Source organism: Bacteroides sp. CAG:189, assembly GCF_000432295.1.
Lineage (GTDB): Bacteria > Bacteroidota > Bacteroidia > Bacteroidales > Bacteroidaceae > Bacteroides > Bacteroides salyersiae.
Window position 1 is genome coordinate 1 of the sequence record NZ_HF991035.1, and the last position, 12,216, is coordinate 12,216.

Here is a 12,216-nt window from a genome sequence, read left to right on the forward strand (position 1 = left end):
AAAAGAAAATCCCTCAGGTTTTTACGTTGATCCGGGATAAACAGATAATATATCAATTGAGCAATAAAAATCCCCGTAATGCCGGTATGCATTACGGGGATCCTTTCATTATTGCGGAGAGAACGAGATTCGAACTCGTGATACCCTTTAGGGGTATACACGCTTTCCAGGCGTGCCTCTTCAACCACTCGAGCATCTCTCCCTAAACGGGTTTGAGCGTTTTCAGCTACAAATGTATCCTTTTTTTTCTTCTTCTAAAGCATTATCCCTTTTTTATCTTAAAGAAACACTCCAAATTAATATATTTTAAAACCTTTAGAAACTTATTTGCCCATTCCAAACACTTTTAAAGCGTTTTCAGAGGTGGCTTCAGCAACCACTTCCGGAGACTCCCGATAAATTTCCGCAACCTTAATTAAGGTATCTTTCAAACGGGCACTTTCATTCCTTTTTCCACGGTTAGGCACAGGAGTCAGGTAAGGAGAATCGGTCTCTAAAACAATATGTGCCAATGGTACATCTTTTAAGACTTCAGGTAATTGAGATTTTTTAAAAGTAACCACTCCATTTATCCCAATCATAAAACCCGGGAAATCGAGCAGTTTGGCAGCTTCTTCCGAAGTGCCGGTGAAACTATGAAAAATCCCGGTCAACCCTGTTTCTTTATAGGGCTGCAATACCTTATATATATAATCAAAAGCCTCACGGGTATGAATTACAATAGGTAAATGATACTCTAATGCCCATTCGACCTGTTTTTCAAAAGCCAAAAGCTGTTCTCTCAAAAAGGTCTTATCCCAATAGAGATCCAGGCCAATCTCACCAATTGCCACATATCCATTGGAGGATGCTAACTGTCCGGCAACAATATCCAATTCCTTTTTATAATTTTTGTTCACAGAAGTAGGGTGCAATCCTATCATCGGGAAACAAAATTCTTTGTAAGCCGCACACACCGAAAGCAAAGATTCAATCGTGGTACTATCGATATTGGGCATAAAAATATGAGTAACACCCGCCTCACGGGCACGTTGCATAACCTGAGGAAGATCATCTGCAAACTCTTCCAGAAAAAGATGTGAATGAGAATCGACAAGCATAATTAATCTAATTTATTCCGATTGTTTTTCTCCCGTCCGATAATAATAAATGAGTCCATAATCACGACATTTATCCAAGCGGGCTTCGTTAGGAAATACATTCTGGAACTTTTCTTCCACTTGGTTCCAAATATCCAATATCAACTCGTCCGCACGGGCACGCATGGAAGACAATTCCTCCAAACTGCGGTTGGTCAATGCCTGCAATGCCCTTTGTTTCTCATAACTATCGACAAAAATATCATAATGCACTTTCACTTTAGCAATAGTAGGGTTATAAATAGGCACCCCACCTTGTGAAGTTCTCCTCCTCTCCCCCTCTATAATTCTCTTTCCCCAATCTACCATCGCCGCTTCAGATGCCAAATCCGGAACCGTAGCATTATCTACCGGCAGATCATAAAGTTTTTTGTGAACCGATTTAATTTCCGAACGGAGCACGGACAGATTCAAAACCTGAATAAAATGAGAAATATATAAACGGGCCATTTTTACATTCGCCTGATGTCTCGGACTCTCCTTTACCTGATTATTATAGCACTGAACGTAATAATTATGAGCAATTTCAAACTTCGAAAGAAAGTTCCTTGCTTCAGCCAAAGATTTCAAAGTAATAGCCAACTCGCTCACATTGTACACATCACCCTTACCAACCGCTGCCTTCAGCGCTCGTATCCGGGCTTGATCTGTATTTGGTAATCGTCTATAAGGCATCCGGCAATTCTTTATTTACATCTCCCGATACATCAGATGTTTCATCAGACTCTTCAATTCTTTCTTTTTTTCTTCGGCCACAGAAACAGCCTCCAAGCTCTCCATAGCACGGGTGTAATATTCCCGCATCTTATTTTCGCAGATAGCCTTTATGCCAATCTGATTATAAAGGGCAGTGACTGCCGCAATCTTCTCTTCCGGAGAAAAGGATTCTGCCGCAAGCCAATCATTCAGTTCTGAAAGTTGAGCTTTATCCGCACGTTCCAGTGCCTTAATCAGCATATATGTTTTCTTGTTACAAAGAATATCCCCACCGATCTTCTTACCAAACACGGCAGAATCGCCATACACATCCAACAGATCATCCTGTAACTGAAAAGCAATACCAATCTGCACTCCAAAATCATAAAGTTTTTCCGCATCTTCCGAAGACGCTCCTCCCAAAATAGCACCGATCTTTAAACCGGCAGCCAACAAAACGGCCGTTTTCAACCGGATCATCTCAATATATTCCTCTTCTCTGACGTCGCTACGCCGTTCAAATTCCATATCCATCTGCTGCCCTTCACAAATTTCAAGAGCAGTGAGACTAAAGATATCCATTACCTGTTTCAAGTATTCCGACGGACAATCGGCCATATATTGATATGCAAGCACCAACATGGCATCTCCCGACAAAATTGCCGTGTTGTCATCCCACACCTTATGCACGGTTGCCTTCCCCCTACGCACATCGGCACGATCCATCAAGTCATCATGAAGCAAAGTATAATTATGATAAACCTCAATTCCCGTTGCCGGTCCATAAATGCGGCTGACATCCTCCTTATACAGATTATATCCCATCAGCATCAACACGGGGCGAATACGTTTCCCTCCTAAAGACAGCACATACTCCACCGGCGCATATAACCCTTTCGGGCTACGGGTAAACTGTAATTCAGAAACATGAGTATTAATTTTATCAAGCAATTGGAATGCAGTAAACATAGTAAATTTGGATTAAAAGAAAACAGAAGAAGAACTAATGAAAAAGGCTGCTTTTACGGCAGCCTTTTTCGTATGTTACATAAAAATTATTGTAATCTGAACATTACAGGAACCGTATACTTAACGCGTACCGGCTTGTTTCTCTGCATACCCGGATTCCATTTCGGCATGGAGTTGATCACACGGAGAGCCTCTTTATCCAGATACGGGTCAACACTACGTGCCACCTTCGCATCTACAATACTACCATCCTTGTTTACAACGAACTGCACGATAACACGACCTTGAGTACCATTTTCCTGTGCAATTGTAGGATATTTGATATTCTTAGCCAAATAAGACATCAAAGCAGCGTTTCCGCCCGGGAATTCAGGCATTTTCTCTACAACGTCGAAGATTTCCTGTTCTTCCGGTTCTTCTTCAACCACCTGTACAGGTACATATTTTACTTCAACAGCCTGACCTACTTCCTCACTTGATGCAATAATCGTTTCTTCCACATCGGCATCGTCGTCTACGATATCCAAGATTTCGGCAGCTGCCGGTACCTCTGGTGGAGGCGGAACCTCAATTTTCTGTTCTTGTTCCGTAATAGGAACCATTTCCTCTTCAAACACTAAATCGGATAAAGCCTGGCTTGTATCAATCTTTATGTCTCTCTCGGTCCATTCGAACGCTACGAACATAAAAGCCAATACAACCACGTATCCGATAAGCAGCCATGTAGACTTTTTGCTTTCCAAGTCTGCTTTGGGTGATTTTTTAACTTCCATAAATTATAATATAAATATTAATAATACGTTCTTTTAATCAGATGTGTTTCCCAGTGTTTTGAGTCTCACGTGCTTTTCTGCCACAAATATAACGCAGATATTTGAGAAATACAGTATATTTGAACAGTTTTTTCTGCTAAAATGTTAAAAAAGAATATATTCATAGTACTATTGCTACTTTTTTGGGTCCGGACACAGGCTCAGGAAGATAATAGCGTGTTCCAGTTCCTCAAACTACCTTTTTCTTCACATGCAGCCGCTTTAGGTGGAGAAAACATTTCAATCATCGAGGACGATCTGACAATGGCTGTTCACAATCCGGCCCTGTTATCATGTGTAGCGGATAAAACGCTCAACTTGAATTATACCTTATATATAGCGGGAGTCAATGCAGCCAGTGCCGCCTTTTCACGTGTTCTCGGCGACCGCTCTACCTGGGCAGTAACAGCCCAATTCGTGAATTATGGCACGATGAAAGAAACCACCAGTGAAAACATAATAACAGGCACCTTTTCTGCCAAAGACATGGCATTTTCCGGCATTTACTCTTATGACCTGAGCGATTATTGGAGTGGAGGAGTGAAAGCCAATCTGATCTATTCCAATTATGATAAATTCTCTTCCTTTGCCATCGGCGTAGATTTAGGATTGAATTATTATCATCAAAACAGCGACTTCTCATTTTCTATGGTAGCCCGTAATTTGGGAGGACAAATTGTTGCTTTCGAAGATAAGCGCGAAAAATTACCGGTAGATGTGCAAGTGGGCATCACCAAACGCCTGTCACATGCCCCTTTCCGGATCTCCGCCACTTTATATAATCTCACCGATTGGAAAAACTCCAAATTCTTTGATCATGCCGTAATCGGTATGGACTTTTTGCCGACTGATAACTTTTACGTTTCGTTAGGATATAATTTCCGTCGGACAAACGAGATGAAAGTAGCTGACTCAAGTCATTGGGCAGGTTTTACAGCAGGAGCCGGCCTGCAAATCAAACGTTTCAAATTAGGAGCTGCCTATGCTAAATACCATCTTAGCACCTCGTCTTTATTGTTCAACCTCTCTATGACACTATAATATAATAATGAATAAGATGAAAAAGATTACCATAGCAATCGATGGCTTTTCCTCTTGTGGTAAAAGTACAATGGCCAAGGATCTGGCTCGCGAAATAGGGTATATTTATATTGATAGCGGAGCCATGTATCGTGCCGTCACCCTCTACAGTATAGAAAACGGTATTTTCAACGGAGATGCAATCGATACCGAGAAACTCAAACATCGGATGAAAGACATTCACATTTCTTTTCGTATCGATCCGGAAACCGGGCGTCCGAATACCTATTTAAATGATGTGAACGTAGAGAACAAAATTCGCACAATGGAAGTTTCCTCCAAAGTAAGTCCGATCAGCGCCTTGGATTTCGTACGTTCCGCCATGGTAAAACAACAACAGGCAATGGGACGTGAAAAAGGGATTGTCATGGATGGCCGCGATATCGGTACGACAGTATTTCCGGATGCCGAACTGAAAATATTTGTTACGGCTACTCCCGAAATCCGTGCTCAACGACGTTATGATGAATTGAAAGCCAAAGGACAGGAAGCCAGTTTTGATGAGATTTTAGAGAATGTGAAACAACGTGACTACATCGATCAGAACCGAAAAGTAAGTCCATTAAAAAAAGCAGATGACGCATTACTGTTGGACAACACGGAACTGACGATTCCACAACAAAAAGAATGGTTGTTCGACCAATACAATCAAGTTACAAAAGCATAAGGGCCTATTCGGATTTTGGCCCTTCATTATTCTGAAGATCAAGAATGATTAAAGTAGAGATAGATGAAGGTTCCGGCTTCTGTTTCGGAGTAGTAACAGCTATCCACAAAGCAGAAGAAGAATTGGCAAAAGGGGCAACTCTCTATTGCCTGGGTGATATTGTACATAATAGCCGGGAAGTGGAACGGCTTAAATCAATGGGACTCATCACCATCAATCATGAAGAGTTCAAGCAATTGCACAACGCAAAAGTATTGCTTCGCGCTCATGGTGAGCCTCCCGAAACTTATATAACAGCTTACAAAAATAATATTGAAATTATCGATGCGACCTGTCCGGTAGTACTTCGCCTGCAAAAACGTATCAAACAGGAGTATCAACAAGAAGACAATGGAGAGAAACAAATCGTCATATACGGTCAAAACGGACATGCCGAAGTTTTAGGATTAGTGGGACAGGCCACAGGGCAAGCTATTGTTATTGAAAAGCTGGAAGAAGCCAAAGGGCTCGATTTCAGTAAAAATATCCGTCTTTATTCACAAACCACCAAATCTCTGGATGAATTTTGGGAAATTGTCGACTATATCAAGGCACATATCTCTCCCGACGCCACATTCGAATATTACGATACCATTTGTCGACAGGTAGCCAATCGTATGCCCAATTTACGTAAATTTGCCGCTTCACATGACCTTATTTTTTTTGTCAGCGGAAAAAAAAGTTCAAACGGTAAAATGTTATTCAGTGAATGTCTTAAAGTCAACCCGAACTCTCATCTGATAGACAGTATAGAAGAAATAGATGATTCTCTGCTTCACGACATTGACTCAATTGGCGTATGTGGAGCAACTTCTACCCCAAAATGGCTGATGGAGCAAATTTATATGGAAATAAAAGCACGTCTGGGGCAAGAAAGTCTTTAACGTTATTTATTAATAGCACCGTCAGTTTGACACGAATGCAATCCATTTCCTAACACTTTTTGCTATCTTTGCAGCGTCAAATATAAAATAAGATTGTAATGGGAACAGTTAAGTGTGTAGGTATTTTAACCTCCGGAGGGGATGCTCCGGGAATGAATGCTGCAATTCGTGCAGTGACACGTGCAGCTATCTATAACGGACTGCAAGTTAAGGGTATATACAGAGGATATAAAGGGCTGGTAACAGGAGAAATCAGTGAATTTAAAAGCCAGAATGTAAGTAATATCATCCAGCTGGGAGGTACTATTCTGAAAACAGCACGCTGCAAAGAATTTACTACACCGGAAGGTCGTCAGCTCGCCTACGAAAATATGAAGAAAGAAGGCATCGATGCTCTTGTTATTATCGGTGGCGACGGTTCCTTGACAGGTGCCCGCATTTTTGCACAAGAGTTCGATGTACCCTGTATCGGATTGCCGGGTACAATCGACAACGACTTATATGGTACAGATACCACTATCGGATACGATACGGCATTGAACACTATTTTGGATGCAGTCGATAAGATACGCGATACAGCAACTTCACACGAACGTCTTTTCTTCGTAGAAGTGATGGGACGTGATGCCGGTTTTCTTGCTTTGAACGGTGCCATTGCTTCCGGAGCAGAAGCTGCCATCATTCCGGAATTCAGTACAGAAGTCGATCAATTGGAAGAATTCATTAAAAGCGGTTTCCGCAAATCCAAAAACAGTAGTATCGTATTAGTAGCGGAAAGCGAACTGACAGGTGGTGCCATGCATTATGCAGAGCGTGTAAAAAATGAATATCCGCAATATGATGTACGTGTAACAATTCTGGGGCATCTTCAACGTGGCGGCAGCCCTACGGCACACGATCGTATTTTGGCAAGCCGTTTAGGTGCGGCAGCCATCGATGCTATTATGGAAGACCAGCGTAATGTAATGATCGGTATTGAACATGATGAAATTGTTTATGTACCTTTCAGCAAAGCAATAAAAAATGATAAACCGATCAAGAGAGAACTGGTCAACGTACTAAGAGAGCTCTCTATTTAACAACGATAGTGATAAGTTTCAAAATGGCAGAGAGTACTCTCTGCCATTTTTTATATTCAATACGGACACGTAGAAAAACACACATACTATTTGCTTAAAAATAAAATTTTATAGCTGATTCAATTTCCAAAGACACCGTATATCCTCTTCGAACTCCTTCATTTTATTACTACAATAAAAAATCATTCTCCATTTATCTCCCATGTAAAGTTTTATAAATATTTCATTTAGATCTCGTAGAGAAATAACCTGTTTCTCTACGGGAAACGATCGGTTCTTCGTAGAGAAACAGAGCGAATCTCGTAGAGAAAAAGACACATCTCACAACGAATTGATATACAGACTATTACAACGATATTAGTTTGTATCTTTTTTTCTCAAAAATAAATCGATCTATTTTTCTTTTCAATACATTAATACCTTCTGAAATCTAAACAGATCAATTCTTATAGCCATTTTTTCACCTGTTTTTCCGTCTCATCCCACAACAATCGTTTCTGCACATGATTAATATATTTATCCGAAAGTGGTTTAGAATGGTTATTCAGATTAAACGTTCCCGTTTTCCCTGCCAGTCTTTTATCAAGTAATAATCCAACTGCAGTGGAAGCTCCTTGCATGGGAGTACGGATAAAAGGGCGAAAAAAAATATCCGTCAAGGGATCAAACCACTGATGCATAGTAATAATATCAGTAGAAACAATTCCCGGATCGGCAGCATTGACAGTTATTCCGCGTTCTTCCACTCTTTCGGCGAGTTCTAAAGTAAAAAGGAGTAAAGCCAGTTTAGTATTACTGTAAACAGGTATTCGCCAAAATTTTCCTTTGCGACCAAAAAAGAAAAAATCGGGAAAATGTAATTTTCCAATAGCATAAGTGCAAGATACCATATTCACAATACGTGTTCCCCGACCCATTAAAGGAAGTAACTTCCGGGTCAGCAAATACGGTCCTACATAATTGACACTGACTGTCCGTTCCATACCATCTACAGTGATATGTAGTCCAGTTTCCATCGTTCCGGCATTATTCATCAATAAAGCAACTCTATGAGCACGCTCCAAAACCAAACCGGTAAAGGCCGATACAGATTCCATAGATGCCAGATCGAGCGGAAGTATCTCCAAATCCATATTTCCGGTTTCCCGGATTATACGTTGCTTCACCGGTTCCGCTTTCACAGGATTATAACAAGCCATTATTACATGATATCCTGCAAAGGCTACGGCTTTGGTTATTTCCGTTCCCATTCCTCCATCGGCACCAGTTATGATCGCCAAATTCCGTTCCATCATTTATTTTCCAACTTTCCTATTTCTTTCTGTAAACAAGGAGGAAGCTTCTCCCGAAGATGCTGATGACAAGCCATTTCAATGGAATACATCCGCCCAATGCAATAATTACTATGTCCACAATTGCAACGGGCATTTTCTTCAGCATGCATCCGATTTACAAACCCAGGCTCATTAAGTAGTGCACGCGCCATCTGTACTGCTTCAAAGCCATATCCCAATACTTCATCTATCTTTGTGCGTGACACAAGACCACCCACATAAATAAGCGGCATCGCGGGAAGTGCCGTACGAAATTTCAACGCATCTTCCAAAAAATAAGCCTCTTCGAAAGGTACGGAAGGAATCATCATTCGTCCAGCCAATTTCACACCCAACTTCAACCACCAACAATCCATATAATATGTCAATGCTTTTATCGGCATTGCTCCGCGCATCACATACATAGGCGCCTTACTGACAAAGCCCCCACTCAATACCAGCGCATGCGCTCCGAGTTGCTCTAACCGGCGAGCCACCCCAATTGTTTCGTTTATTTCCATTCCTCCTCGAAAACCATCGCGCATATTCATCTTCACAATGACCGCCATATCATCACCGGCCGCTTTCAATACCTCCAACATCACTTCGTCCATAAACCGCATCCGGTTTTCAAGAGAACCGCCATATTCATCTTTCCGATGATTCGTATAAGGCGAAAGGAACTGGCTAATAAGATAACCGTGGCCGGCATGTACTTCGACCGCATCAAAACCTGCTTCACGAGCCATATTTACTGCACGACCATACGCGCGTGCCATTTCCGGTATCTCTTCTTTCTTCATCCCGCGAACCCATGTAGGCGAATAAATATTAAAACCCGAAGAAGCAGATATAGGTGTCACCCCACAAATACTCTTATGGGACATATTACCACAATGCCCTATCTGAATGCCGGCAGCCGCCCCTTCTCTATGAACGGCATTCGTCACTTCACGTAATCCGGGAATAATCTCCGGACGAAGCCAAAGCTGACGAGGAAACGAAAGTCCGCTTTTCGCAACAGAGGCATAGGCCACCGTTGTCATGCCAATACCGCCTGCCGCCACTGAACGATGATAATCGAGTAACATCTGGGAAGGAGCATTTCCGGGACACATACCTTCGAAAGCAGCCGAACGAATAGTACGATTGCGCAAAGTCAACGGACCGATACGGACAGGAGTAAAAAGTTTAGAAACAGTTCCCGATTTTCTTTCACCGGAAAAGAAATTCATTGTTACATCTGTATCTATATTCATAAGCATCCGTGTTTTCTTGAAAAGAATCAATTAATATATAAATGGAAAGATACGTTTCCGACTACCGACCGCCTCACCGAACTCTTCGCGATAACGATGCCAGATAGCATTGGCACGAGGTACAAGATTGGCAAAAGTCCACCATAAAAACACGGTTCCCGAAAGAGACCATGTAAGTATGGCCCATCCTGTCCACTCCACTATCTCACCGAAATAATTAGCTGAAGTGACATAACGGTACAAGCCTCCGGAAGGAAGATAATGACGGGTATCCCCCGGGGTTCGAAGATGCCGGATTATATAGTCGGAATGACAATTAATACCCATACCTACAAAAAACAGAACTGTACCTAATATAAATTGCGGCGCAGCAAACCATTGAGAAGTATACCTATCTGCAGGAGAAAGATAAAATATCCATTCACCCTGCATAAAACCATTCAGAACATTAAAAAGAATTCCCATCAAAAGGATAGCAACCGGCATTCGGCCTTTTCCTTGCAATAAACAAGGAAAAACAAACGAACGCTGAAAATAATGAAGTTGAAAGAAAAAGAAAAAAGTCAGTTGCACGGGTAAGAAACGACGGTCGGAATACCACCACATCCATATCATCACTAAAAAGACCGGTACCTCCATTAGCATCCATGCCAATTTATTATTGACAGAAAGCCCCCAAGCTGCACTACGAAACATACCATAACCAGCCTTCACAAAATAAAGCGCAATAAAAACAAGCGCTGCTACCAAAGTCATTATCCAAAGAAAAGATCCAAAGGTTTCCGCATCCATAGTCATGTGTTTTTACGACAAGCAAAGATATAGAAAAACCTGATTATTACAAAGAGTTTTCTTACAGAAGAGTGCCACAAAAAAGCTCCCATCCTTTTCAGAATGAGAGCAAACCAAAATAAAATCATTCAGAGAATCAACGCTTACTCAAAGGGATGTATTGCCCCACTTCCAGTACATTCTTATATGCCGGACGAATAATACGTTTCCCCTCGAAGTTCAACTCCTCATTGCGATGCGCACACCACCCCACAATGCGTGCCATAGCAAACAACGGAGTATAAATTTCCTGTGGCAAACCGATCATCTCATACACAAAACCAGAGTAGAAATCAACATTGCTCGACACGGTTTTACCATTATTTTTTATCTTGCCAAACATGGCGATAGCGCGTTCTTCCAATAACTCAAGGAAAGCAAATTCACGCTCACGCTTTTTCTCTTTTGCCAAATCACGAGCCAACTCTTTCAATAACAGCGCACGGGGATCGGAAATGGTATATACCGCATGGCCGATACCATAAATCAATCCGGTTTTATTGTACACCTCCTTATTAAGCATGCGGGTAAAATAGGTATCTATTTCATCGACATTAGTCCAATCTTTGATATTTTCCTGAAGATGGTGAAACATATCGACCACCTGAATATTGGCTCCTCCATGAAGCGGTCCTTTTAATGAACCGATACCGGCGGCAATAGACGAATACGTATCCGTACCGGTAGAAGAAGTTACCCGAACGGTAAACGTAGAGTTATTACCACCACCGTGTTCTGCCTGAAGCATCAGTAAAAGATCAAGCGTACGGGCATCCAACTGAGTGTAGTCTTTTTTCAGCATATAAAGAAAGTTCTCGGCTATGGAAAGATTCTCCTGCGGGTGACGGATATGGAGCGAACGACCGAAAGTTGCATGGCGTAACATGTTATAAGCATACGCGATGATAGTGGGAAACTTCGAGATAAGGTCGATACTTTGCCGCATCAGGTTATCACGCGATGTATCGTCCGGATTGGCGTCAAAACGATACATCTCGAGCACGCTGCGAGCCAGAATATTCATGATATTGTTTCCCTCGAGTTCGATAATATTCATTTTTGTCTTCTGTTCCAACGGCATATTATCATTTACCAGTTCACGAAAGGAAGCCAATTCTTCTTTATCGGGCAGGCGACCGGAAAGCAGCAGATAAGCCACTTCTTCAAAACCATAGCGTTTCTCTTTCATAGCGGCATGAGCCAGATCTTCAAGATCATATTGGCGATAAAACAATTTTCCGGGAATCGGTTTCAAACCACCTCCGGGAATACGTTCATAACCAACAACATTGCCAACTTTAGTAAGGCCTACCAATACTCCGGTACCGTCTTCATTACGTAATCCGCGCTTTACATCATACTTCGGGAAAAGCTCATTATCGATCCGGGTACAGTCTTTCATGTCCTCAGAGAGCTTATAGACCAAATATTCTTTCTTCATAACCGTA

The 12,216-nt window shown here is 41.7% G+C and carries 12 protein-coding genes and 1 tRNA gene; 4 read left to right on the forward strand and 9 right to left on the reverse strand.

From position 1 onward, the window contains the following. Window positions 1-114: 114 nt before the first annotated feature. From QVP90_RS05530 to QVP90_RS05550, 5 genes are all read right to left on the reverse strand, one after another. Window positions 115-202 (reverse strand) — tRNA-Ser (locus QVP90_RS05530). A gap of 121 nt (window positions 203-323) precedes the next feature. Then, a complete protein-coding gene (locus tag QVP90_RS05535; RefSeq protein ID WP_007482344.1) occupies window positions 324-1,100 on the reverse strand; it encodes a TatD family hydrolase in 777 nt (258 codons plus the stop codon). Window positions 1,101-1,112: 12 nt separating this feature from the next. After that, window positions 1,113-1,814, reverse strand: a complete 702-nt coding sequence (locus tag QVP90_RS05540; protein WP_005933397.1) for a hypothetical protein — start codon at window positions 1,812-1,814, stop codon at window positions 1,113-1,115. Between the two features lie 15 nt (window positions 1,815-1,829). Beyond that, entirely contained in the window at window positions 1,830-2,804 is a 975-nt protein-coding gene (locus QVP90_RS05545; RefSeq protein WP_007482342.1) for a polyprenyl synthetase family protein, read from the reverse strand. A gap of 86 nt (window positions 2,805-2,890) precedes the next feature. Continuing rightward, window positions 2,891-3,577 carry an energy transducer TonB gene (locus QVP90_RS05550; RefSeq protein ID WP_005933401.1) on the reverse strand — a complete coding sequence of 229 codons (687 nt, stop codon included), beginning with the start codon at window positions 3,575-3,577 and terminating at the stop codon, window positions 2,891-2,893. A gap of 141 nt (window positions 3,578-3,718) precedes the next feature. On the opposite strand from QVP90_RS05550, the gene porQ reads away from it, so the two are divergent. The 4 genes from porQ to pfkA all read left to right on the forward strand — a co-directional run bounded on the left by porQ (window position 3,719) and on the right by pfkA (window position 7,365). Then, complete coding sequence (gene porQ / locus QVP90_RS05555) at window positions 3,719-4,657, forward strand: type IX secretion system protein PorQ (protein WP_007482339.1); 939 nt, start codon at window positions 3,719-3,721, stop codon at window positions 4,655-4,657. A gap of 16 nt (window positions 4,658-4,673) precedes the next feature. Continuing rightward, window positions 4,674-5,363 carry a (d)CMP kinase gene (gene cmk / locus QVP90_RS05560; protein WP_005933406.1) on the forward strand — a complete coding sequence of 230 codons (690 nt, stop codon included), beginning with the start codon at window positions 4,674-4,676 and terminating at the stop codon, window positions 5,361-5,363. Window positions 5,364-5,407: 44 nt separating this feature from the next. Further along, window positions 5,408-6,286: a 4-hydroxy-3-methylbut-2-enyl diphosphate reductase gene (locus QVP90_RS05565; RefSeq protein ID WP_007482337.1), complete on the forward strand. Its 879-nt coding sequence runs from the start codon at window positions 5,408-5,410 to the stop codon at window positions 6,284-6,286. Between the two features lie 98 nt (window positions 6,287-6,384). Continuing rightward, window positions 6,385-7,365 carry a 6-phosphofructokinase gene (gene pfkA, locus QVP90_RS05570; protein WP_005933413.1) on the forward strand — a complete coding sequence of 327 codons (981 nt, stop codon included), beginning with the start codon at window positions 6,385-6,387 and terminating at the stop codon, window positions 7,363-7,365. A 446-nt stretch (window positions 7,366-7,811) separates the two neighbouring features. On the opposite strand, the gene QVP90_RS05575 is transcribed toward pfkA, so the two are convergent. The 4 genes from QVP90_RS05575 to QVP90_RS05590 all read right to left on the reverse strand — a co-directional run bounded on the left by QVP90_RS05575 (window position 7,812) and on the right by QVP90_RS05590 (window position 12,209). After that, window positions 7,812-8,660, reverse strand: a complete 849-nt coding sequence (locus QVP90_RS05575) for an SDR family NAD(P)-dependent oxidoreductase (protein WP_394799161.1) — start codon at window positions 8,658-8,660, stop codon at window positions 7,812-7,814. After that, a complete protein-coding gene (locus tag QVP90_RS05580; RefSeq protein WP_044094148.1) occupies window positions 8,657-9,913 on the reverse strand; it encodes an NADH:flavin oxidoreductase in 1,257 nt (418 codons plus the stop codon). Before QVP90_RS05580 ends, QVP90_RS05575 begins: the two co-directional genes overlap by 4 nt. A gap of 54 nt (window positions 9,914-9,967) precedes the next feature. Beyond that, complete coding sequence (locus QVP90_RS05585) at window positions 9,968-10,729, reverse strand: DUF1295 domain-containing protein (protein WP_021935886.1); 762 nt, start codon at window positions 10,727-10,729, stop codon at window positions 9,968-9,970. A gap of 136 nt (window positions 10,730-10,865) precedes the next feature. Further along, window positions 10,866-12,209 carry a citrate/2-methylcitrate synthase gene (locus QVP90_RS05590; RefSeq protein ID WP_005933424.1) on the reverse strand — a complete coding sequence of 448 codons (1,344 nt, stop codon included), beginning with the start codon at window positions 12,207-12,209 and terminating at the stop codon, window positions 10,866-10,868. Window positions 12,210-12,216 lie beyond the last annotated feature (7 nt).